Origin of the sequence: uncultured Apibacter sp., assembly GCF_946479295.1 — a bacterium.
Classification (GTDB): Bacteria; Bacteroidota; Bacteroidia; order Flavobacteriales; family Weeksellaceae; genus Apibacter.
The window spans coordinates 1-25,889 of sequence record NZ_CAMLFD010000016.1 but is presented as its reverse complement, the minus strand read 5'-3'; the positions used below and the strand labels follow the sequence as shown (position 1 = coordinate 25,889).

Here is a 25,889-nt window from a genome sequence, read left to right as displayed (position 1 = left end):
AAAATGATTATAATAAGTAATTTTTTTGATATGAAGAAATCTAAATATAATTTATTTTTTTAATAAAAATTGTGAATAGTAATAATATATGTGAAATACTTTTTATATAAACAATTTTTAAGATAATGCGTTCTTACAATTAAAAAATGTTATATTTGCAGACTAAAAAAATCTAAAATATCCATTGGGGATGACCGGTTTTGACAGCAAGATCAATGGGTAAGTAAGCATGTCGAGTCACGTAGTGTAATCTCGTAAATCTTCCATTACAAAATTATAACTGGCAACGAAGAATACGCTTTAGCTGCTTAATTAAGACTGAATCATAGTAGGTCTAAGCGATTTCCTTACAAGGTAAGGAAGCTAAATGTCTCTCAAAAGCCCTTCTCTGCGGCGTTTGGTAAAGAGGCACGGGAATGTGGAGATAGAACAGAGTAAGCATCGGATTCTGTTCGAAAATTTTGATGATAAGCCTTTTGTAGAGTGTGAATTCTCAGCAAGCGGACGAAAATTAACAATTCACTAAGCATGTAGAAAGCTTGCGTATTGCTTGTTTGGACGAGGGTTCGAATCCCTCCATCTCCACTTTTTTAACCCGCTCAAATAGCGGGTCTTTCTTTTTATGTGCGAGTATAACAAAGATTTTATCGTTTTAAATTTATTAGATTGTGCCATGTAGTTGCATGTTTTTGATATTTCTATCAATTAAGTTCTACATAATAATTTAACCGTATGGTATTTTTAACTGAAAAAGAGAAAAACATAAAATTAATAAGAGGCGGGTATAATTATTGTATGATATATAAAAAGTTCCTGATCATTCAGGAACTTTTAAAATTAAATAGTACAAATATGATGAAATTAACCAGCTATTTCTTTAGGGTCTTTTGGGAAGAACCGCTTCGGAGATAACTTGAACTACAGGTCTGTCTGTTCCGGCTAAAATTTCATTTACTGCTTTTAATAAGGTCAATTCTTCTTTCAAGTGCGGTGCTGATTGCTCCACTAATTTTGCAGCGAGTCCTGCTGCCGGTACACCTTCAACTGTTTGCTCTAAACGGTCCATTTCTGCTAATGCTTCTTTAGCTTTTTCTCCCCTTCCTATTCTTACACCATATACTTTGTTTCTGCCGGATAATCCTGTAACTTCCAAGTCACCTACTCCCGGTAGACCGAAGGCAGTTTCCATTCGTGCTCCTAAAGCCTGTCCCAATAAAGACATTTCTTTGATTGCACGGTTAAAAGTAGCTGCTTTCAAATTGTGGTGAGGAAATCCCGTTCCTTCTTCTAATCCATCTGCAATTCCTAGAGCAATAGCATATACGTTTTTCATAGGAGCACAGATCTCAACTCCGGTTTCATCATCGGTGGCTTCTATGCAGTATACATCCGTTCTTGCTTCTCTAGCATACATCTGAGAAACCTCTATATCCTTGCATCCAAAAATAGTGGCAGTCGGTTTGCCCTCTGCGCATTCGTTGGCTTTTACTGGACCGGCAATTGCAACAATAGGAGGTATTGATACTCCTTTTTGACGTGCGATAGTTCGAATGGCTTCTGGAAGAAGTTGGATTTTACCCTCTTGATTGGGACAAAATCCTTTTGATGTTAACCAAAGTGCTTTTCCTTTTGAGATCCCCTCCAAAGCCATCTCGGTAATTTTGGGTACACCTACAGAAGCAACAGACATTACAACGACATCAGCTCCTTCCAGTGCTTTATTTAGTTCATCTGAACGATATAGTTTAACTCCTTTCGCAAGCGGTACTTTAGTTCGCGGATGAGGTTTTCCTGCTTCGCATGCATCAATTAAATGATCATCCAACCATGTCCCCCATAGCCGTACTTCCCAGCCTGATTTACATAGTGGGGTGCATAAGCCTGATCCCATGGCTCCAGCTCCTAATATTGTGATTATTGACATTTTTTTAGTTTTTATATTTTGTAAATTTTAGTTATTTATAATTCTGATTTAGGTGATTCCGGCCTAGTGGATGGATACTTTTCAGAAAGAATGTAAAGTTGTTCAAATACATTTTTTAATTGCGGATATAATTTGTGTTGTATTTCAGCAACTTCTTTGTATCTTTCAGATTGGGTTAGATCGGGTTCTATGGTTTCTCCAAACTGGGCCATATATTTCGCTGCATTGGCTACATTTTTAGCCCCGTGAGCCTCTATTCCCGCCATAGCAATGACTGCTGCGCCTAAAGCAGAAATCTCATCTTCTGAGCAAATTGTTATAGGGAGTCCTATAGAATCTGCCATAATTTGTCGCCATAATTTCGAACGAGTTCCTCCACCCATAGCCCGAATAGATTTTAATTTTACTCCCGTGCCTTTTTGGATAGATTCCAGATTAAATTTCATTTCAAATCCGATAGACTCTAAAATGGATCGATACATATGTGCTTTAGAATGGGTTCCTCTCCAACCTACTACTGCTCCTCTTGCTACAGAGTCCCAATAAGGGCTTTGTACAGCATTCCAATAAGGTAAAGTAACAAGTCCTTCGCATCCAGGAGGAATATTAGAAGCTTCTTCATCTAATCTAGGATCAGGCTCTCCTAATAATTTAGGGTCTCCTAAGGATTGGCGAAACCATCCGGCCAGATAAGATCCGGAGGATTGTAAAATTTCGAAAACGAAATTTCCTTTAATTCCTGAAACATGAGTTCTAAAGATTGGGTCGCATTTGTAATTTGTACTTTCTACTCCCGCATTAACGGCAGTCCCTAGATTCAAAAAAGCTATGTCTGGGGAAACAGCAGCTGCACCAATTCCTGCCGCCTGTCCGTCTCCTAATCCCGCGATGACAGGTATAGGTTTGGATAATTTCCATTCTGCAACGAGTTCCGATTTCAATACTTCCATAATCTCTCCGGGAGGTACTAAATTAGCCATTTGTTCTCTTTTTACCCCAGCTATATTTAATAGTTCATCGCTATAGTCAAATTTACGGATGTCTAATAATCCTAGAGAATCCGTGGCAGCTACTGAAGAAATCCATTTTCCGGTAAGATTCCATGCGATATATCCATGTACTTCAACGATTTTATGTGCTTTTTTTAGTATTTCGTTCTCGTTTTCTTTCAACCAGGCAATTTTATATATTCCGGGAGTAACACCAGGAGGTTTTCCAGAAAGATCGTGTATATGCTGAGAACCATAGGCTCTGATTTGCTTTGTTGCACGACCATCCAGCCAGAGAATCCCATTGCGTAAGGGAATGCCGTTTTTATCGAAGGGAGCAAAACTTTCTCGTTGATGGGTAATCCCAATAGCTGAAATTCTTTCTCTGTCTTTAGAAGAAAGTTTTGACAATACTTCTCCAATGCACTCTTTAGTAGTTTCCCACCAACGGATCGGGTTGTGTTCATAAAAATCCATAGCAGGTGTATGAAGTTGTATATTTCTTTTAGCAGTATGCCAAACATGTCCGTTTTCATCAACAATAATTGCTTTGGTAGACGTAGTTGAAGAATCGATAGCAATTACTAAAGGACCGTCATGTGCTTTTTTTGTGTCCATAGTTTATAATTTTTTTGTGGTTTTAGTTTAATTGAAAGTCAATTAAACAAATATATTTACTAAATCGAAACTATGCAAGTATTAAACGAAACTTTTTTTACTAATATTTGTAATATTATAATTTAATCGAAAGAAAAATGAATTTAAAAATTGATTTTTGTGAATGGGATAATATACAAACTCTTTTTTGTTTTTTTTAAATAGATAATTTTATTGATTTTTTATAATTAAAATATATAAATAAGGTTTTATTTTTTTAATAGAAATAGAGTTTATCCTTTAAAATTATGATATGTGTTTTGTTATTAGAAGCATAAGTATTATTATCCTCCGAGCATCTTTTTTATATGATTTAATTTCATTAAGGCTTCTATAGGTGTTAATGTATTGATATCTGTTTTTAATAGCTCTTCTCGAATATTTTCTAATACAGGATCGTCTAACTGAAAAAAACTCAGTTGCATGTTTTCGTCTGTTAAGGTTTTTGTTCTTTCTTTAAATTCTTCTTTAGAACTATTGTTTTCCAATGTTTTCAAAATTTGTTCTGCTCTTTGAGTTAAAACAGTAGGCATACCCGCTAATTTTGCTACATGTATACCAAAACTATGCTCACTTCCTCCGGGTATGAGTTTTCTAAGAAATACAATGGTCCCGTCCAATTCTTTAATGCTAACATTAAAATTTTTTATTCTGAGAAAGGAGGTAGTCATTTCATTAAGCTCGTGATAATGAGTTGCAAAAAGTGTTTTAGGGTGAGAAGGGTGTTCATGTAAATATTCGGCAATTGCCCAAGCTATGGAGACCCCGTCATAGGTACTTGTTCCTCTTCCTATTTCATCTAATAAAATCAAACTACGATCGGATATATTATTCAGTATACTTGCTGTCTCATTCATCTCCACCATAAAGGTAGATTCACCTTTAGACAAGTTATCTGAAGCACCTACCCGGGTAAATATTTTATCTACAATCCCGATACTTGCATTTTTTGCCGGTACAAAACTGCCTATTTGTGCCATTAAAACGATAAGTGCTGTTTGTCTTAGCAACGCTGATTTTCCCGCCATATTTGGGCCTGTTATCATCAATATTTGTTGCTTTTGATCATCTAAATAAACTGAATTCGCTACATAAGACTCTCCTAAAGGGATCTGTTTTTCTATAACCGGATGTCTGCCCTCTATTATGTCAATGGTTTTAGTGTCAGTAATTTGCGGATGAGTATAAGAATTATCCTGTGCTGCTTCTGCGAATGAAAGTAAGGTATCGATGGTTGCAATTAGAGAAGTATTATGTTGAATATCAATCAAATTATTTTTTATTTTTTGGCAGAGGTTTTTAAATAATTCGGATTCCAAAATACTTATTTTTTCTTCGGCTCCCAGAATCTGTGTTTCATATTCTTTTAATTCTTCAGTTATATATCTTTCAGCGTTAACAAGAGTTTGTTTTCTAATCCAATCTGAGGGGACTTTATTTTTGTGCGTATTTCTAACTTCTAAATAGTATCCGAATACATTATTAAAATCTATTTTTAAGCTAGGAATCCCCGTTTTTTCCGATTCACGTAAGCATAAATTCTCTAAATATTCTTTCCCGTGATTTTTAAGTTCTCGTAATTTGTCGAGATCTTCGGAGATACCTTCTTTTATAACGTTTCCTTTCGATAAAGCTACGGGTAATTCATCATGTAGTTGGGTTTGTAACAGTAAAACTACCTCTTTTAAATCTTTAAACTCTCCAAAATTCTTAAGCGTTTTATGATTTTCATCTTTCAGGATTTTTTCAATTTGAAGGTAGTTAACTAAAGAATCTTTTAAATATCCAAGTTCTTTAGGAGAAATACGTTCTCCGGCCAGTTTTCCCAACAACCTTTCAACATCTGATATGCCTTTAAGTTCCTCGGAAATACTATAAGTAATTTCCGGAAATTTTAAAAAAAAGTCAACTACATCCAATCTACGGTTTATAATATTTATCTCTTTTAAAGGAGTGAGAAGCCATCTTCGCAGCATTCTTCCTCCCATATTCGTATGGGTTCTATCTAATATTTTTAATAACGAAACCGATTGTGGATCGGAAGTGCCTATAAGTTCTAAATTCTTTATGGTGAAATCGTCCATCCAAACAAAGGTTTCTTGCGGCAATCGTTGGATATTGGATATGTGATCAAGTAGTTTATGATGTGTATCCTCAACTAAATAAGCAAAAACTGCACCGGCGGCAATGATGGCTGCTTTCATTTGATCCATACCAAAACCTTTTAAAGATTTGGTTTTAAAATGTGTAGTTAGTTTGTCATAAGCATAATCATACTGAAATGCCCAATCGTCCAATTGAAAAGCATATGCTTGATGTGCAAAAGGTAGGGGGCGGTTTCGCTGATGAATGATTTCGGTAGGCTTAAAATTATCAATCAGATGATGGAGCTTGTGTTCATCTCCTTCAGCAACAAGAAATTCACCTGTAGAGATGTCAAGTAAAGCCATACCATATAAATTTTTTTCTTGGTGTACGGACAATAAAAAATTGTTGCTTTTTGCCTCTAAAACTTTATCATTAAAGGTAACTCCAGGGGTAACTAATTCTGTAACTCCGCGTTTAACTATTCCTTTTGCCATAGAGGGGTCTTCCAACTGATCGCAAATGGCAACTCTAAGTCCTGAACGTACTAATTTAGGTAAATATACATCTAATGAATGGTGTGGAAACCCGGCTAACTCAGTATGAGTAGCTTGTCCGTTAGCTCTTTTAGTGAGTACAATTCCCAAAATTTTGGAAGCTTTTATGGCATCTTCTCCAAATGTTTCATAAAAATCTCCAACACGAAAAAGCAACATAGCATCCGGATATCGCGCTTTTATGCTGTTATATTGCTTCATTAAAGGAGTTTCTTTAGTCTTACCCATTACTTATGAGATTATAGATAGTAGGTGTTAATTTACATGAATTTGCTAAATTACCACTTATTAATGATTTTAAAAAATTGCCATTTTAAATGAGCGAAGGCTTTTTTCCATGTAGAACAATTCTTTTAAATCGGATTTGAACATTTTTTTATGACTTTTGTCATGCAGAGATATAATAAAATAAGATATTATCATTTTAATAATTAAAATAGGATAGGGGCTATGTGAATAACTCATCAATATAAAATGGTTAAGCTAAAAAAATTAAGAATTGTTAAGTATTGGTATTTCAATACTTTTATATACACCTTGAAGTGATGAGACTTACCGGAAGGCTTACAAATATTAGCAATTCGTAATTATCTCCCATAAAAAAAGCATATATTAAAATCCAGAATAATAAATAAAAAACCAAGATAGTATGTTGTGAAGAAATATATAAATCTTCAGAAATATTTTTATTTGAATATTGGCTTATCCAGCCAAAAATCAATATTACTAAGAGGATTAATAAAATAGGTATTTGATATTCGAAATGAAATTTGGGAATGGTTAATTGATTAGCCCAGTTAGCAAGATAAGAAAATGAATCGGTAAGTAGAGTTATTTCAAGTGCAAGGATACCCGTAACTAATACTCCTGCAATATATTGGGATATATTTATTTTTTCTTTATAATTAACAATAGTCATAAACAGAAATAAAAATACAATAATAATGGTGGGAAAATATAAAAGACTTGAAATGGAAGCAAGCATACCAATATTAAAATATTTCAATTGAGAAGATTTTTTAAAGATACCCAACATTAACAATAACGCTAATGAAAGCAGTAAATAGGTAATTCCAATGTTTAAATTAGAGAATTCATTACATGATGGTATAAATAAAAGATTATAGATGGCTACTCCCCAAATTTTTCTTTTTTTTCTAAATTTTGAACATAAGATGGTAATGAGATTTAAAGCATAGGATAGCGAGCTGATAGTTGCAATTGTCCATATCTCAGAAACAGAAGTAATTTTTGAATTCAAATAAAATATAATAACTCCTAAAAAAATGATCCACAAGCCGAAAACGGGAAAAAAATATTTGTTAAAAGGGGAGTTCGAGTACATTTTTTTATATATTTGCTACAAAAATATAAAAAAACCTATTAAATCATGACTGAATTAATTCTTGGAATTGGGAAATTATTTACATGGTCTTATAAAATATTGCCTATTATTGGTCATTTTGTGGATTGGTTTTATGTGGTGGTTCTTTGTTTATTTTTATTGTATTGGTGTAAAAGAATTATTGGTTTTACACAAAAAGACAATAAATATGACGGAGACCATCTATAATAATTGATTAGTAGATCTTAGTACTCATTGCTATATATTTATGAGATTTTTTTTCATTTTTATATCCACTTTTTTTCTAATCTTAGCTTGTGAAGATAATAAGATTAAGGAATTAAAATTAAAAACAAACCGTTCCGGAATTTCTAGCGACTCTTTATTTTTTCTATCTGATACAGTAACGATTACCGCGGTTGGAGATATTATGTTGGGAAGTAATTATCCCTCATTCACGTATTTGCCGGAAGTTAACATACTTGAAGGAATTACTCCTACTCTTAAAGAAAAATCAGATCTAATTATAGGTAATTTAGAAGGAACCTTATTTGATTCCGGAGGGAAACCGAAAAGATGTTCCAATCCAGCGTATTGTTTTGTATTCAGAACACCATCTTCTTATGGAAAGTATTTAAAACAGGCAGGGTTTGATTTTTTGAGTTTAGCCAATAATCATAGTAATGATTTCGGGACATTTGGAAGAGAAGCAACCAAAAAAAATCTGGATATTCTGGGAATACAATATGCAGGAATATTGAATCAATGTGAGTATGCAATTAAAAAAAAGAATGGAATACGGTATGCTTTTATAGGAGCAGGGCATAATCTCGGATTGGTTAGCTCAACTAAATATGATGATGTGAAAAGAATAATAAAAGAAGTGCGTCCAAAAGCTGATATAATCATTGTCATGTTTCATGGAGGAGGAGAAGGAGCTTCTTATCAGCGTATACATTTCAAAAGAGAATTTTATGCCGGCGAAGACCGTGGAAATGTTGTTGAATTTGCTCACGTTTGTATTGATGCCGGTGCTGACCTTATTATAGGTAGCGGTCCTCATGTAACAAGAGCAGTTGAGATTTACAATAATAAATTTATTGCCTACAGTTTGGGTAATTTCGCTACTTACGGAAAAATTACGCTTAATGGTCCTAATGGAAATGCTCCAATTCTTAAAATTAAAACTGATGTTAAAGGGAATTTCATTTCATGCAAAGTGCTTTCAACATTTCAAAGTAAAGGATCAAAAAACGGACCGGAAATCGACCCTGAACATAGGGCATTGAAATATATTAAATACTTGAGTAATACAGATTTCCCCAATAGTCGTTTAAAATTTTCAGCATCAGGAGAAATTAAAACAAATCATTAGTAACTAAAATAATATAAAATTAAATTCACTTCTTTACAAAGCCAAGGAGAATCTAGATTTAAATTATTGTATTATTTAGTTTGAATTTGTTGAAAAGTTACCTTATTTATTTAAAGGAGAATAATTATTTTATTTTTTCTTATATACCTGCTGGTATAGTGTCTTGGTTCGTCAATTGAGCTATTTAAATGCGTTAGCATTGATATCTATACACTTAGGAAGTAGTTGATAAAAAAGAAAAAAATAATTGGATAATTGTTTTTTTTATCTAAAACTATATTTTATTTTTATGTCAGTCTTACTAAGTATACTATTTAATGAAAATAAAATATATCTTTTTTTTATGGGTAATAGCTCAATTAATGCTATCGGCCCAAATTCCAAGCTATTACAGTTCAATAGATTTTTCAAAAAATAAGGAGGAGTTGAAGGCAGATATTTCATCTTTACTCACTACTACCCATACCACTTTATTATACTATAGTAATGCAAAAAAGCCGGATGTTTGGAAAACTTTAAAATTATCAGATTTGGATCCGGAAAATGTCCAACAAAATACTGTTTTGTTGATATATGGGTATCATGACGATCCTGAGGATCTCATGCATAATCGGACCAGAAGTGTAGATTCATCTTGCCATAAATCTTCTTGCAAAGGGCTTTGGACGAGGGAACATGTTTTTGCAAAATCACTAGCATATCCGAAACTAATCACTACTTCAAGAGGCCCCGGAACTGATGCTCATAATTTAAGGGCTGTTGATCAACAATATAATATACGACGCAGCAATAGAAATTTTGCTGACGGATCGGGAAACTCAGGCAATGTCTCATCTACAGGTTTTTATCCTGGAGATGAATGGAAAGGGGCTATAGCGAGAATAATTATGTATATGCATGTTAGATATCCGTATCAATGCGAAGCAAAAAATACGGCAGAAAGTTCTTATACATATAGTGCTGAAATGCCAGATTTATATATAAAATGGAATGCCGATAAGGATCCATCGTTATTTGAAAAGTTAAGAAATGAAGTTATTTACAACATACAAGGAAATAGAAACCCGTTTATTGACAATCCTTATATAGCAACTCTTCTTTGGGGAGGCCCTAGTGCATTAAATACATGGGGTTATATGTCAGTTGAAGAACTTATTAATTCGGCTGAGTGTAAAGTTTATCCAACGATTACCTCTGATAATTTTGTTTATGTAAAAGGAGCTAATATTAAAGCTATATATATTTATAACATTTCAGGTAATCTACTCAATTACATTACATACATTAATGATGAAAGAATTCCAATTCCTAATCAAGTAGGTATTTATTTTATAAAATTGGTTACAGATAAAGGAAATCAAAATTTTAAAATATTTAGAAAACCTTAGTAATTTATATAATTTGAAGTTAATATAAAGGAAATTATTTGAAAACTAATGTTTTACTGTTAGATGTAAAAAAAGTGTGAATTAATAAATGTAATAATTTGAAAACCTAATGAAGGTGTTTTTTATTATTATAATTAACTGATAGGATGTTCTTCAATGGTACTCTCTAATTATGTGACTTGACGAAAATAATTAATTTAGGTTAATTGGTTTAAAATTTCAATAAATTATTTTTAATATAATTACTTATGCTAATTTGATAAATTTATAGCTAAAGATTGTTTGTTATTCATGAAATAAAAAAAGTATATAATTAATATTAATATTAGTTTTAAATAATTAATAAATTAAAAAAAAACTATATTTGTTCTCATTGATTATTTATTTATTATTATTTTTGCTTATTAAAAAATAAAATATAAAATTAATAACCATGAAAAAGTTTACTTTTAAGTTTTTTACCTTTTCCCTTTTAGGGATAATGTTAATAATGCAATCTTGTAGTAATGAGGATAGCCTGTTAGATTCTTCCTCGTTGTCAACAGCTTCCGATGGAACACTATCTACTTTTGGCTTGTCTAATAAATCAGAAAAAATAAGGACATTAAATTATAATGATTTAATTGAAATAAAGAATAAGCTAAATAAGGCCAAAATTAATTTACCTGATTTAGAATTAAAGGAACCTTCAAAGTCTGATAAAATCAAACCCTTTGTACAAGTCCTTAAAGTTAGCACTAAAACTGCTCATCCTGATCGTTCAGGTAAAACTATAGATGTATCAGGGGTGTTTTTGTTACCTACTAATTTAATTCCCAGTAGTTCATTAAAAAATCGTATAATAATTGCACCTCCACCTACTTATACTTATAATAAATTAGCTCCATCTAATGCATTTAAAGGTTTTAAATGGACGGATGATGATTTGCATTTTAATTATTTGGCTTTTTGGACTATTCAAGCCTATAACGGATTTATAGTTTTCTTTCCTGATTATCCGGGGTTTGGGGATTCATATAAACAATGTCAACACCCCTTTTTAGATTCCAAAGCAATGGTTAATTCTACTTTAGATTTGTTTAAATCAGCAAAGGTAACTTTAACCAAGAATGGATATAAATTTAAAAAAGACTTAATTATAACCGGGTATTCTTTAGGAGGTTTTATTGCAGCCTCTTTAGCTCGTGAAATTGAAACCAATCCTTCTCATGGTTTAAGCGTTGACTTATTGGTGACAGGAGGAACTCCTTGTAATTTGAAACAAATAATCGATTCAATAAGAGCTTCGAAAAAAACTGAACATAATTATTTTATTGCCTATGGACTATGGGGGTATCAAAAAAATGCCTATCCTTATATAAATATTACTGATTTTTTGAAAGAACCATATGCTTCTAAATCACTTTCATGGTTCGATGGAACTCACTATGATTCAGATGTAAATTCGTATTTTTCAAACAGACCTAAAGATATTTATACTGAAAAATTTATGAAATCATTAGATACGGATGCTACTATTTCTTATGTGAATGATATTCTTGTAGAAAATAGTGTAAAACCTTGGAAAAATAAATGTAAATTTATAATGACGCATGGCGTTTCCGATCTGTCAGTTAATTACCAAAATGCTTCTGATTTTTCAAAACAACAAAATCAAATAGGAGGGAAGGTCACTTTTATACCTACTGTAGGAGAGCATGAAGAAGGAGTAATTCCTTATTATCTTAATGCATCCTATTTTACGGCGATTTATAAATAACATTAGTAATTGATGGGAAAAAACAGGCTTTATAAAAAAGAGCCTGTTTTTTTATTTTTTTAAGCTCTGTAAATATCCAATTTTAAATAAATCTGAGGTAGGCTTTATTAGTAAATAATAATATTTTGTTAGAAGATAAATAGGTATATAAATAGATGTAATTAAATTAAATTGATATTTTTTATGATTAAAATTATGTTAAATAATTGTATTTAAATTGTTAATTTTGTTTGATAAAAAATAAAATAACCTTATAGTTATGAAGAAAAAAATTTATAAAATTTTAGTATTATCCTTAATGGGTATAATGCTAACTATTCAATCTTGTAACAATGAAGACAGCTTAGCTGATGTTTCTTCTAATTCAGTTGAAAAAGCTTCCAATACAAAGTTGGATGAAGTACCTGTTAAATCAGAAGTTATAGCGACTTTTGATTCGAGTGATTTAGTGACTATGAAAAATAAATTAGCGGGATTAGGTATTGATGTTTCGGGTTTTAAAATTGATAAATCAGAATCTTCAAAAACCAAATTACCTGGTTTATTGCCATATGTGAAAGCATTGAAAGTGACAACTAGAACTCCACATCCTAATCGCTCGGGAGGATATATTGATGTTTCAGGAGTTTTATTGCTTCCATCAAAAACTATTTTTACCGATTTACAGAAATTTCGTATTATGGTTGCAACACCTCCTACTTATACGCTTAATAATGAAGCGCCGACAAATTTATTTAAAAATTTTAAATCAAAATTAAAAGATAATGATTTTCAGCTTAATTTCTTAGCCTTCTTTACGCTTCAAGCAAGTAACGGATTTATTGTATTCTTCCCTGATTATCCTGGATTCGGAGATTCGTATAAACAATGCCAACATCCGTATTTAGATTCCAAAGCTATGGTTAATTCAACTTTAGATTTATTAAAAGCGTCTCAAAACACACTTTCATCTGAAGGGTATAGATATAAATCTGAATTAATTATTACCGGTTATTCGTTGGGTGGTTTTGTTGCTGCATCGATAGCTAGAGAAATTGAAACGAATCCTTCTTTGGGATATACGTCCAATTTATTATTTACAGGGGGAACTCCTTGTAATTTGAAACAAATTACAGACATCGTAAGAGCTTCGAAAAAAACTCAACATACTTATTTTCTTACTTATGGATTATGGGGATATAAGTTGAATGCCTATCCTAATATAAATATTAAAGATTTCTTAAAAGAGCCATATGCCTCGACTTCCTTATCTTATTTTGATGGCACACATGGTGATCTAGAAGTAAACGCTTATTTTTCTCAATATCCTAAGAAAATGTATACTGAAAAATTCATTAAATATCTTGATACAGATCCAAGTTTAGCGTATATGAATGATATACTTAATGAAAATAGTGTAAAACCTTGGAAAAATAAATGCAGATTTATAATGACCCATGGGACATCTGATGTTTCTGTATATTATCAAAACGCCTATGATTTTTCAATTCAACAAAATAAAAATGGAGGAAAAGTAACTTTCATTCCTACAGAGGGAGATCATATTATAGCGGTAAAACCGTATTTTGATAAAATGACTTTTTATACGGCTCTTTATAAATAATTTTTTTAATTTATTATCAAAAAAGCAGATTTATTAAATATAGGTCTGCTTTTTTATTGATAAGTCAGGATTATTTTAAATATTTTATAAAAGCCCAAATTTTTCTTTTATTTAAATATTTCATATTTTTATCATTTATATATGCTTCTCTTTCAAAACTAATTTTATGATACGCTATATTTGTGTTTTTATATTTTATAAGATTAATTACATATTCTACTAAATAACAAATAAAGAAAAAGACCCAAAGCATTTCCAGCTGTTGTCTCAAATGTATTTTTTCATGATTAATTAATATTTTGTTGTGTTTTAGGTATTTGTAACGTATAAAAATAAACGGAAATATGGTCATTCCCTGGAAATCACCATAAAATAGATATGGAAAATATATTATCATTTGATGTCTACAAGTTTATAATTAAAGAATTTAATTTTTTTCGTTGATTTTCTGTATTAACGAATAATTCTAATTAAAAAATACGGCTCTGTCCATGACGGATATATATCCATATATTTTATTAGCCCAATCACTATATCTAAGTTTTTATATATTTATGTTTAATAAATGAATTTGTTGATAAACTAAAAAATAATTATAACTTTAAAAGTATAAGAAGATATTTGTTCTTTTTTCAATAGTAAAAATAAAATAAATAAATTATATACTAATTACTTAAATAAGCCAATAATTAATTTTTTAACAAATTTTGTACCTTTACGTTGTTTTGAAAACAAATTCTATTATACACTCAATTTTTCCGATTTTAGAAAAGAGTATTTTAAGTTCGGAAGTACAAATTTTTTTAGAAAATAAAAGTAACATTAATATATCTGTATTAGGATCTGCAGGTTCTTATATTAATATCTTTAGCAGTTATTTATTTAACTTGTTGAATAAAACTATATTTATGGTTTTTTCAGATAAGGAAGAAGCGGCTTACGCCTTGAATGAGATAGAGGGCATTTTTGGTAAAGAAAAAGTTTTGTTTTATCCAACTTCACATTTAATTCCTTATCAACTTGAAGAAGTACAAAATGCAAATGTGGTTTTACGAACTGAAGTTATAAACAGTATAACGCAAATGCAAAGCCCTAAGATTATTATTACCTATGCTGATGCGATCACAGAGAAAATAATCACTAAATCCGAACTAAAATCGATAAGCTTAAAGATAAAAGTAGGTGAAAAAATAAATTCGGATTTTCTTAATGAAACTTTATTTACCTTTCACTTTAAAAGAACCGATTTTGTAACGCAACCAGGAGAATTTTCATTGAGAGGAGGTATTTTGGATGTATTTTCCTATTCTGACGAAAAACCTTATCGTATAGGATTTTTTGGAGATGAAGTGGAAGCGATACGTAAATTTAATATTGAAACTCAGCTTTCTGAAGAAAAAGTTGATGAATTTATGATCGTCCCAAATATAGATGCTTCTAATCTTGAAACGCTAAAAGTATCATTTTTAGATTATTTACCTTCCGATGCCCTATTTATAGGAAAAGATTTATCTGTATCATTATCAACCATAGAAAAAAAATTTAATAAAGCAGAAGAAATCTATGCTACCTTATCGCAAACTATAAAACGAAGTGAACCGTATGATTTATATATACAGCCGGATGAATTTATTTCCAAATTACAATCTCATTCTTGTATTGAATTTTCATCCGTTCCATATTTTAAAGAATTTAAATCAGTTCGATTAGATCAAACGGAACAACCCAGTTTTCATAAACAGTTTGAATTATTAGGGCAAGATTTGCTTGAGAAAGAAAAATTAAAATATAAAAATTTCATAACATTTCAGTCAGAAAAGCAAGAAAGTAGACTTCAAGATATATTTTCTGAAATAGAAAAAGAAATACCTTTTACCGGATTTATTGCAAATGTGAATAAAGGTTTTGTAGATCATAATTCTAAATTCCAAATCTATACAGATCATCAAATTTTTGAAAGATATCACCGCTATAATTTACGTAATTCCTTTTCGAAATCGGAGTTTTTAACGTTAAAAGAACTTACCGATTTAAAAGTCGGAGATTATGTAACGCATATCGACCATGGGATTGGTAAATTTATGGGATTGGTTAAAATAAAAAATGATGATAATTTACAAGAAACCATTAAACTCGTTTATAAAAATAATGATATTCTTTATGTAAACATCCATTCACTACATAAAATTTCCAAATTTTCAGGTAAAGAGGGCGGAGAAATTACTCTGAATCAATTAGGTTCGGCAGCTTGGAAAAATCTTAAGAATAAAGCAAAAAGGAAAGTTAAAGAAGTAGCATTTGATCTTATTAAATTATATGCGGATAGGAAGACAAAACCGGGATTTTCTTTTTCGCCTGACGGTTATTTGCAAAACGAACTGGAAGCTTCTTTTATGTATGAAGACACACCTGATCAAGAAAAAGCTACACAGGAGGTGAAAAATGATATGGAAAAACCTATTGCTATGGATAGGCTTATCTGTGGAGATGTAGGTTTTGGTAAAACGGAAATTGCCATACGAGCTGCCTTTAAAGCAGCAACAGATGGAAAACAAAGCGCTATTATGGTACCGACAACCATATTGGCCTTACAACATTATAAAACTTTTGTTTCCAGGTTAAAGGATTTTCCGGTTCGTGTTGAATATTTAAATCGCTTTAAAACAGCTGGGCAAAAAAAAGAAATAATACAATCTCTGGCGGAGGGTAAAATAGATATTATTATTGGCACTCAACAATTAATAGGAAAAGATGTTAAATTCAAAGATTTAGGTTTATTGATTGTTGATGAAGAACATAAATTCGGAGTTTCAGTAAAAGATAAATTAAAAACTATAAAAACGACGGTAGATACATTAACATTAACTGCTACTCCTATCCCTAGAACTCTTCAATTTTCATTAATGTCAGCTAGAGATATGTCTGTAATTAAGACTCCACCGCCTAATAGGCAACCCGTTCAAACGCAGCTTATAGGTTTTAATGAAGAACAAATACGAGACGCAATCATTTATGAGCTTAATAGAGATGGGCAGATTTTATTTATTAACAATAGAATAGAAAACTTAGACATACTCGCCGGCATGATTAAACGTTTGGTACCAATGGCTAGAATAGCCATTGGACATGGACAGATGGAAGGAAAAAAACTTGAAAAAATAATGATAGATTATATGGAGGGAAACTACGATGTTTTAATTTCAACTACAATTATTGAATCCGGATTAGATGTTCCTAACGCAAATACTATTTTCATCAATGATGCTCAGAAATTTGGTTTAGCAGATTTGCATCAAATGCGAGGAAGAGTAGGAAGGTCTAATAGGAAAGCCTTTTGCTATCTTATTACACCGCCATTAGATGTCATAACTTCTGAAGCTAGAAAGCGTTTACAAGCTATAGAGCAGTTCTCTGATTTAGGCTCCGGATTTAATATAGCAATGAAAGATCTGGAAATAAGAGGAGCAGGGGATTTGCTTGGGGCTGAACAGAGTGGTTTCTTTGCTGAAATTGGATTTGAAGCGTATCAACAAATTTTGAATGAAGCTATTGAAGAATTAAAAGAAGATGAATTTTCTGATTTGTTTGTCGAAGAAAATGAGAAAAAGGATTTTGTGTCAGAAGTGCAGATCGATACGGATTTCGAATTGTTAATACCGGATCAATATATAAATAAAGTAGAGGAACGTTTTTCTCTTTATCAAAAATTATCAGAAATTAAAAACGAAGATGAGCTTATTAATTTTAAAAATGAGCTTATCGATCGTTTTGGAAAATTACCTAAACAAACCCAGGAATTATTAAAGAGTGTAAAATTAAAATGGATTTCAAAATCATTAGGATTTGAAAAATTATTAATTAAGAATGGAGTTTTATTAGCATATTTTCCCATGAATGCGCAATCTAAATATTATCAATCAGATATTTTTAAAAAGGTTCTTGAATTTTTGCAAAATAATCCATCTGAAGCATCTTTAAAACAAAAAAATATTAACGATACTTTACAGCTTTATTTAAGAAAAGATAATATAATGAAAATGGATGACATTTTAGATTTTATGGTGAGTATCAATACATTTATCAATTCATGAAAGAAGTCCGTATAAAAAATGTATCTTCGCATTTATTATTATATTTTAAAAGTTTATGTTTCAATCACGCTTATTTAATAGTTTTGATAAGCTTTTAATCTTATTACTAATTGTAGCGACCTTTCCTCTGCTATTTCTTTCATTTTATAATGAACCATCAGCAGATGATTATGCTTATGCGATAAAATTATTTAAAGATTCTTTTTTTAATATAGAATATTATGAATATATGCATTGGGGAAGTAGATATACTGCAACCGCTGTATTAATTACCAATCCTATTCATTGGGGCTATTTTTTCGGTTATAAAATAATATCCATATGTATGATCGTATTTTTTATATACGCTTCATATTTTATGTTTTATCAAATAACAAAGAAGAAAATTTTATCGATAAAACTTGCTTCACTATTATCTTTTGTGTATATTTTCTTATTACCAGGAATTGATTCTGCTTTTTATTGGCTTTCAGGTTCTGCTACTTATCATTTAGGGAACATTTTTTTTTTAATGTATATAGGTTGTTCTGCTAAGATTGCAGAAAAAAATAAGATCTTTTTAACAATAAGTCTTTTTATTCTAATTTTTCTGATAGTTGGTTGTAATGAAATATCCATGATTTATTTACTTCTATATAATTTTCTTTTTTTAAGCTATAATTATTATACAACTCGTAGATTTTTTACTCTACATTTTTATCTTTTTACTTGGACCGTTCTTTTGACATTTTTTATACTCATTGCACCTGGGAATTATGAGCGATCTCATTCTATAATCAATCCATTGTCATTATCAGAATTTTTTTTAAAATCGTTAAGAAAAACTATTGTATTAATTTTTAGATATGCATTAATTTCCTTTATAATTACTTTTCTGACTTTCTATAATCTAAGAAAGCCCTTACAGAATATTAAATTAAAGATGTTGACATTGCCTTATTTAATTTATATTCCCTTATTTTTTGTTATAATTTTTATTGGATGTTTCCCCAGTATATATAGTTTAGGAAGTTATCCGCCTTTACGAACAGTAAATGTGATTTTTTTTGCGGTTTTGATCTTAATAATGATAGTATGTTACAAATTAGTTTCTTGTCCATTAACTAAAAAATTACAGGTACCACAGATTTTAAGTATTATTATTTTGCTAATTATAGTTTTAGGTTATACTTTTGTCATAGGCGATAAAAATGTTTATGATATTAGTAATAATATTTATAACGCATATGAAGATATATTAAGCGGTAAAGCTCAGAAATATAATAAAGAAGTTCATGAAAGATATAACATTATACAAAGCTCAAAGGAGGATACTTTATATTTGCCTCCGTTACAAGCAAAACCGCAAATCATTTATCATTCAGATATAAGCCAAGATCCGAAGCATTTTTATAACGCATCTATGGCTGAATTTTTTAATAAAAAAGCGATCATAAAAAAATAATAAACATATAATACATAAACCATGAAAACTAATTGTGTAGTTGTTCCTTGTTATAATGAAGAATTCAGGTTGCCAGTTAAAGATTTTGAAAAAAGTCTTGTTGAAGAAAATAACCTTTTTTTCTGTTTTGTTAATGATGGTAGCTCAGACCAAACATTAAAGATCTTAAATGATTTGTATCAAAAATTTCCCGAAAAAGTTTTAGTAGTAGATAAAAAACAGAATGCAGGCAAAGCAGCAGCCATTTTTACTGGTATTAATGAAGCTTTTAATTGGAAAAATTTTGATATTTTTGGGTATTTGGATGCCGATCTTGCTACTTCAGTAGAAGAATATAGTCGTGTATGTTCCTATCTGAATGAAAACATTATATTTGTATTCGGCTCAAGAGTGAGGAGAATCGGTTCCCATATTAAAAGAAAATTGCATAGACATCTAATTGGAAGAATTTTTGCTACCTTATCCAGTACAATGTTAGATTTACCTGTGTATGATACTCAGTGTGGAGCTAAAGCATTTTCAAATGAAGTAGCTAAAAATATTTTTACAGATCCATTTATTTCAAATTGGAGTTTTGATATCGAAATTTTCTTTAAATTTATAAATGTTGTAGGTAAAGACAATGTTGAAATAAGAGCAAAAGAAATTCCTTTAGAAGCTTGGAGAGATGTTGGAGATTCAAAAGTTAAATTTTCTTACTCATTGAAGCTCCCTTTTGAGTTATTTAGAATAAAAAGATATTATAAGAAAGCATAATGCTCTTCTTATATATTGTTAGATATTTAATATAAATTTTATGAATAAATACCTGATTGTAGGCTTAGGAAATATAGGAGAAAAATATAACAATACTCGACACAATATAGGCTTTTTGATAGTTGAAAGATTAGTTGTACAGTTAGAAGGTAATTTTAAATCTGCCAATTTCGGACAACTTTGTGAAACATCATATAAGGGAAGAAAAACATTTATTCTTAAACCGAATACTTATATGAATTTAAGTGGAAATGCAGTTAAGTACTGGGTTACAAAAGAAAAAATTAAACTAGAAAATTGCTTGATAATTTGTGATGATTTAAGCCTACCTTTTGGTACAATACGAATTAAATCTAAAGGAAGCAGTGCTGGACATAATGGGTTAAAAAGTATTGAAGAACTATTGCAAACGAAGCAATATCCACGATTTCGTTTTGGAATAGGTGATGATTTTTTAAAAGGGAAACAAATTGAATATGTTTTAGGAGAGTGGGATGAGAAAGAGAAAATGATGCTTAGTGATAGAATAAATAAAAGTGTGGAAGCAGTAATGTCTTTCATTTTTTCAGGTATAAACAATACGATGAATCAATACAACGGTAAATAAATCAATTTTATTAGAAAAAATATTTGATACTAATTTTTTATAAGAATTTCCAAAAAATAAGATCAAAATATTTTTAATAAAAATTCATGACTAATTAATTTAATAAAACTAATACCGAAATATTCAGTTATCAGGTCTGATTAAGTTTATAAATATTACTTATTTTTTTCGACGGATGATAAAGAGGGATAATTATCAAGAGTTTCAAATATGTAATGCTTATCTTCCTTTAAGACAGAAATAAATTTTTGTAAAGAATCTGCGTACTGCGGTTTATTAAACATTCTGTCGTGGACCAAAATAACAATAGAATTTGGACTGTGAGTTTTTCCGTATTTTAAAGTATTTTTTACCTTTCTTATCATTTCAGTAGCACTCTCAACTGGTATATTAGTGTGAACAAATCTCCATTCCAAATCCCAACCGTAAACTGAATAACCTATTGAGTCAAGTTTTTTTGCTACATTAAATGCAGATGATTCACCTTTAATTTCGTGATTTACAGCCCAAGTATTTCTACCCGGAAGTCGAGCGATTTTATGTTTCAGTTTTAATTTGTTTTCCGCGGTAATAAAATCCTGTAATGCTGTTTTAGAGTTTTTATAAAATAAGGAATATTTATTATTTGCATGAGAATTGCTGTGGTTACAAACTATAAATAAAGGGTTATTATTAATAGAATCCACTAATTTTTCTTGTACTATTCCCGAATTATGCTGACCTATCATAAAGAAAGTAGCTCTAATATTATATTTTTCCAATATATTTCTGCAGTTATTAGTACCAGGTAATTGAGGACCGTCATCTAATGATAGGTACACATAGTATTTATTAGAAGAATCCTTGGCTAAACCTTTATGCGTTTTTAGTTTTAAAGAATCCTTATTATTTTTTGTGGATTTATCTAATTTATGAGGATTTTTAATTTGAATTAATGAATCATCTGTTTTATGATTTTTTGTTTTATCTGTTTTTTTTGAAGAAGAATTGAGATCAGAATTGGAAATATGGGATTCTTTAGGTTTATTTTTTATCTCGTTATTGTCTTTAGTGCAACTTAATAGTCCTATAAATAAGAGTAGGATGAAACAATATAATTTCATATGTTATCAGTAGTTTTAAAATTTTAAAATATTAATTAAATTAAAATTTAATCAAGAAATTAGCATAACATAAATCATGCCATATTTGTTTTGTTTTTTTGTAATTATATTGTACAAAATTATAAAAAAATATTAATTATTAGGTTGTTATTTTATAATGTGTATTTCAATTTTCATAATTTTATATAAAATTTGAATTTACTATATTTATAATGGTAAATGTTTAAGATGTAATTTAATAATGAAATATTTTATTGATTTTAATTAAACAAATGCCTTTTGTAACTTTGTCATTGTGCGTAAAATAATTCATATAGATATGGATGCTTTCTATGCGTCGATAGAACAAAGGGATCATGAAGAATTCAGAGGTAAACCTCTAGCTGTTGGGTTTGCAGGAGAAAGAGGTGTAGTGGCAGCTGCTAGCTATGAAGCAAGAAAATTTGGAATATATTCCGCAATGTCCTCTAAACAGGCTCTACAACGATGTCCTAATCTTATCTTTACCCCTGCTAGGTTTGAAGTTTATCGTTCAATTTCTCGACAAATAAGAGATATTTTTTTACAATATACAAATTTAGTAGAACCCTTATCTTTAGATGAGGCTTTTTTGGATGTAACCAACAATTTTAAAAATATGAAGTTTGCTATGGATATTGCTAAAGAGATAAAAGATAAAATTTTTATAGAAACTGATCTAACGGCTTCAGCTGGAGTTTCATTTAATAAGTTTCTTGCAAAAATAGCTTCCGATTATAACAAACCCAATGGCTTATTTATAATTACTCCACAAAAGGCGGAAAAATTCGTGGAGAAACTTAAAATTGAGGATTTTTTTGGTATTGGAAAAAAAACTGCTGAAAAAATGCATCAGATAGGAATTAATACAGGGTGGGATTTAAAACAGAAAACAGAAGATGAACTGATCGAATTGTTTGGTAAGCATGGAAAGATCTATTATTTAAATTCAAGAGCTCAAGATTACCGTGAGGTAAATCCTAACAGAATAAGAAAATCGGTTGGCTCTGAAAATACATTTATGGAAGATACAAATTCTTTGCCTAAATTATATATAGAATTAGAAACGGTTTCAAGAGATGTTATTAAAAGAATGAATAAAAATTCTTTTAAAGGAAGAATCGTTACTTTAAAAATTAAATATGCAGATTTTAAAGTAATATCCAGAAGTAAAACTTATCCAACTATTATATCTGACTATACAGCTTTGTATAAATCGGCATTAGAGTTATTGCATTTAGTCGATCTAAATAAAAAAGTAAGATTAATTGGACTAAGTATTAAAAGTTCTGATACAGAACCTGAAATTGAGATAAATAAAAACTATCAATTAAAAATTCCTTTTAATGAGTTTGAAAATTTTTAATTAAAAATTTATAATAAAATATTATATTTTTAAAGATAGTTATTTTAAATAATTCCTAATTCAATAACTAGACTTAATAATTGTTTGGTGTCTTTAACATTGAAAGAAGCCCGAAGTAGGGCAAGACGCTTTTCTATTGAACTTTCACTATTGGGGACTATTTGTTTTTCTTTGAAATGCTGCTCTACATCTTTCTGGGTAAATCCTTGTGAAAGTAATTTTAATAAGTAAACATCATAATCATTTAATTCATATAAATTATTTTGAAATGATTTGTAATTAACGTTGGAAATATAAGATTCATTTTGATTTATAGATATGATAGCTTTTTGTAATTCTTTAGTATCGCTCCTTCCTTTGGTTACAAATCCATTGATTTTATATTTATCGAACATTGATTTAATTTTGTGGAATCTATTTTCAATCGAAAATACAATTACTTTAAGATTAGGTTGTTCAGTTTTTGCAGCTTGTATTAAATCTTCTCCTCCCTCTAATTTTTGTTTCCTATAATCTGAAGCAAAAGATAGGTCGGTAATTAATAACTCATAGGGTTCATGATCAATAATAGCTCGTTTAATTTTGAGCAATGCTTCGTCACAATAAAAAGCTTGGTCAATGATTGGGATTTTTAATTCTTCAACAGTTTTTTTAATGCCTATATTATAACTATCGAAATCTTCTGAAATTAGAATTTTATTAAACATTATTAATGGTTGTTATAAATTATATTGAAATAATAATTTTTATAGCAAAACCTCTTTTTTTTTCACTATCAATAAAATAACTTCCTTGGATAGGATTTAATCGTTTTTTTATATCTGTTAAATCTTTATAGGAATTAATGAAAGAGCCGGACAGACCAATACCATTATCAGAATATTCTATAATTATTGTAGAATCTTCTTTTTTAAATTTCAAAGTCACAATATCCGCTTTACTATGTTTTTTCATATTAGTCATCAACTCTTTCAATATATAATATATCTCTTCTTTTTTATTGATTGATATATTTTCCCAAATATGAGGCTCATTTCCAATCAATATTATTTTGGTATATTTAGCTCCATATGGTTTTATCATATTTCGTAAAGTGATTGAAAAATCATCTTTTAAATCAAGATTAAATTCTGCATCATGAGAGATATCTCTCGATTTTTGATATAATAATTCTAATTCGTCAATTATTTTAGTAGGTCTAATATCAGAGTTATTTTCTAATTGCACCATAAGGAAGTAAATTCCATTAGCAACTTCATCATGAATTTTTTTAGAATATTTTAATTTAGTACGATGCACTTCTTCTGTTTTTTCTTGTCGGAATTTGGCTTTTCGTCTTTGATACCAGAATATTAAAAACACCAAAATTAAAATTGCTAAGAAAGATAAAGATCCAAATATCACACTCTGCTTTAATAGTTGGTAACTTTTTTGCGCATTTTCAGCTTTTAATGAGGCATTTTCTTCTTTATTTCTTTCTACCTCATAACTCATTAAAGCAAATTTATTTTTAGCTTGAACTCTTTTTGAATTTATCGAATCGCTTATTTTTTCGTATAAATTGAAATAATATTTTATACTACTAGATTGTGAGGTTATCGGGATAATTTTTTTTATAGCTACTTGCTGATCATCTAGATTTCCTAATTTTAAAGCTATATCATACATTTTATTGGCATGAAAAATAGCCTTTTTAGCATTATTATTTTCGTAATATTCTGATAAATGATAATGATTGGCAATTTGTCCTAATAAATCTGAATATTGTTCTCTTACTTTAAGGGAATAATAAAAATCTTTATCTGCTTTAAAATAAGGATTAAGTAGCCATTTAGCATAAGCTAAATTATCTATAATTCGAGCTTGATGAAGGGGGAGATTGCTTAAAAAAGGATCTTTATTTAGATTATTTAATATTTTTATAGCATTTATGTAATTTCCAGCTTTTATGTTAACAACTGCAACATTATTTTTAATATTTATAGAAGATATTTTATTAGTAGAAGACTGTAAAGCCATGTTGTAATACTTTATAGCTTCGTCATAATCTTTTAATTCTGTTTTAGAAATTGCTAAACAATTATATGCGGCAGATAATAAAGTGTTATTTTGTAAATCTTTAATATATCTTAACGCTTCAACTGCAGATTCTTCGCTACCGATATAATCACCTTCATTAGCTTGTGTAATAGCTATGTTTATTAAGCTTTTTCCAATAAATTTATAATTATTTTCAATTAAAAAAGCTTCTTTAGAATGATTAAAATAATAGAACGCGCTGTCGCTTTTACTTTTATTTAAAAAATAAAGCCCCATATTGAAATAAATATATGCTAATTTTGAAATATTTTTATTTTTTTTGAGCTTAAATATTTCTTTATAGTCAAATGGAATAGTGTCATTATTAATAATACTGTTTTTTTTTTGTGATTTGGTTGATATTTTATGATTTCGCTTATTTTTTATTATACTACTATCCTTGCAAGATGTTAAATTCATCAATATAATAATTGCATAAAATAAAAATTTTATAAAATCTATCATTTTATCCATGAATATAAAATTATAAACTTAGAATATTAAAACTTATTATGTAATTATAATATTTATATTTTATTATTTAATATAAAAGTAAATTAATAAAAAAAAGACAAGGGATACCTTGTCTTTAGTATTAAACCATTTAAAATTTTAATAATGGAAATTAAATAATTTTTATTGATCTTTTTTATATTTTATTCATGATTACCGTACAGGATTTTGAGCAGTTTCCCCGCTGACATCCATTTTTCTTATGGAATTTTGAGTATTTTTTCTGCTAA

The 25,889-nt window shown here is 29.6% G+C and carries 17 protein-coding genes and 1 other RNA gene; 11 read left to right on the top strand and 7 right to left on the bottom strand.

Annotated elements, in window-relative coordinates:
• Nucleotides 1-186 precede the first annotated feature (186 nt).
• Nucleotides 187-588, top strand: a transfer-messenger RNA (tmRNA) gene (gene ssrA / locus Q0T35_RS09285).
• Between the two features lie 289 nt (nt 589-877).
• On the opposite strand, the gene Q0T35_RS09280 is transcribed toward ssrA, so the two are convergent.
• From Q0T35_RS09280 to Q0T35_RS09265, 4 genes are all read right to left on the bottom strand, one after another.
• On the bottom strand, nt 878-1,924 hold the full coding sequence (locus Q0T35_RS09280) for a hypothetical protein (protein WP_295842741.1): 1,047 nt from the start codon (nt 1,922-1,924) through the stop codon (nt 878-880).
• Between the two features lie 35 nt (nt 1,925-1,959).
• The gene (locus Q0T35_RS09275) at nt 1,960-3,531 is read right to left on the bottom strand and encodes an FGGY-family carbohydrate kinase (RefSeq protein ID WP_293916969.1); all 1,572 of its coding nucleotides are present in this window, start codon (nt 3,529-3,531) and stop codon (nt 1,960-1,962) included.
• 323 nt (nt 3,532-3,854) lie between these two features.
• Nucleotides 3,855-6,440 (bottom strand): DNA mismatch repair protein MutS, encoded by a 2,586-nt coding sequence (mutS, locus tag Q0T35_RS09270; protein WP_295842738.1) that lies wholly within the window; start codon nt 6,438-6,440, stop codon nt 3,855-3,857.
• Nucleotides 6,441-6,738: 298 nt separating this feature from the next.
• Nucleotides 6,739-7,557, bottom strand: a complete 819-nt coding sequence (locus Q0T35_RS09265; RefSeq protein WP_295812941.1) for a DUF6427 family protein — start codon at nt 7,555-7,557, stop codon at nt 6,739-6,741.
• A gap of 45 nt (nt 7,558-7,602) precedes the next feature.
• On the opposite strand from Q0T35_RS09265, the gene Q0T35_RS09260 reads away from it, so the two are divergent.
• From Q0T35_RS09260 to pth, 9 genes are all read left to right on the top strand, one after another.
• Nucleotides 7,603-7,785, top strand: coding sequence for a hypothetical protein (locus tag Q0T35_RS09260; RefSeq protein ID WP_293916967.1), 183 nt, complete (start codon nt 7,603-7,605; stop codon nt 7,783-7,785).
• 40 nt (nt 7,786-7,825) lie between these two features.
• Nucleotides 7,826-8,932 carry a CapA family protein gene (locus Q0T35_RS09255; RefSeq protein ID WP_295842737.1) on the top strand — a complete coding sequence of 369 codons (1,107 nt, stop codon included), beginning with the start codon at nt 7,826-7,828 and terminating at the stop codon, nt 8,930-8,932.
• A gap of 317 nt (nt 8,933-9,249) precedes the next feature.
• Nucleotides 9,250-10,320, top strand: a complete 1,071-nt coding sequence (locus Q0T35_RS09250; protein WP_295842736.1) for an endonuclease — start codon at nt 9,250-9,252, stop codon at nt 10,318-10,320.
• A gap of 433 nt (nt 10,321-10,753) precedes the next feature.
• Nucleotides 10,754-12,079 (top strand): lipase family protein, encoded by a 1,326-nt coding sequence (locus Q0T35_RS09245; RefSeq protein ID WP_295842734.1) that lies wholly within the window; start codon nt 10,754-10,756, stop codon nt 12,077-12,079.
• Nucleotides 12,080-12,338: 259 nt separating this feature from the next.
• Nucleotides 12,339-13,682 (top strand): lipase family protein, encoded by a 1,344-nt coding sequence (locus Q0T35_RS09240; protein ID WP_295842732.1) that lies wholly within the window; start codon nt 12,339-12,341, stop codon nt 13,680-13,682.
• 776 nt (nt 13,683-14,458) lie between these two features.
• A complete protein-coding gene (gene mfd / locus Q0T35_RS09230; protein ID WP_295842773.1) occupies nt 14,459-17,773 on the top strand; it encodes a transcription-repair coupling factor in 3,315 nt (1,104 codons plus the stop codon).
• Nucleotides 17,774-17,828: 55 nt separating this feature from the next.
• On the top strand, nt 17,829-19,217 hold the full coding sequence (locus Q0T35_RS09225) for a DUF6056 family protein (RefSeq protein WP_295842730.1): 1,389 nt from the start codon (nt 17,829-17,831) through the stop codon (nt 19,215-19,217).
• A gap of 21 nt (nt 19,218-19,238) precedes the next feature.
• Nucleotides 19,239-19,973, top strand: coding sequence for a glycosyltransferase (locus Q0T35_RS09220; RefSeq protein ID WP_293916954.1), 735 nt, complete (start codon nt 19,239-19,241; stop codon nt 19,971-19,973).
• A gap of 40 nt (nt 19,974-20,013) precedes the next feature.
• Nucleotides 20,014-20,580, top strand: a complete 567-nt coding sequence (gene pth, locus Q0T35_RS09215) for an aminoacyl-tRNA hydrolase (RefSeq protein ID WP_295842723.1) — start codon at nt 20,014-20,016, stop codon at nt 20,578-20,580.
• A 155-nt stretch (nt 20,581-20,735) separates the two neighbouring features.
• On the opposite strand, the gene Q0T35_RS09210 is transcribed toward pth, so the two are convergent.
• Complete coding sequence (locus Q0T35_RS09210; RefSeq protein WP_295842721.1) at nt 20,736-21,683, bottom strand: polysaccharide deacetylase family protein; 948 nt, start codon at nt 21,681-21,683, stop codon at nt 20,736-20,738.
• 295 nt (nt 21,684-21,978) lie between these two features.
• Here Q0T35_RS09210 and dinB point away from each other — a divergent pair, with 295 nt between their 5' ends.
• Nucleotides 21,979-23,067 (top strand): DNA polymerase IV, encoded by a 1,089-nt coding sequence (gene dinB, locus Q0T35_RS09205; RefSeq protein ID WP_366519847.1) that lies wholly within the window; start codon nt 21,979-21,981, stop codon nt 23,065-23,067.
• Nucleotides 23,068-23,111: 44 nt separating this feature from the next.
• On the opposite strand, the gene Q0T35_RS09200 is transcribed toward dinB, so the two are convergent.
• Nucleotides 23,112-23,774 (bottom strand): response regulator, encoded by a 663-nt coding sequence (locus Q0T35_RS09200; RefSeq protein WP_293916949.1) that lies wholly within the window; start codon nt 23,772-23,774, stop codon nt 23,112-23,114.
• Nucleotides 23,775-23,793: 19 nt separating this feature from the next.
• A complete protein-coding gene (locus Q0T35_RS09195; RefSeq protein WP_293916948.1) occupies nt 23,794-25,620 on the bottom strand; it encodes a tetratricopeptide repeat-containing sensor histidine kinase in 1,827 nt (608 codons plus the stop codon).
• Nucleotides 25,621-25,889: the final 269 nt, after the last annotated feature.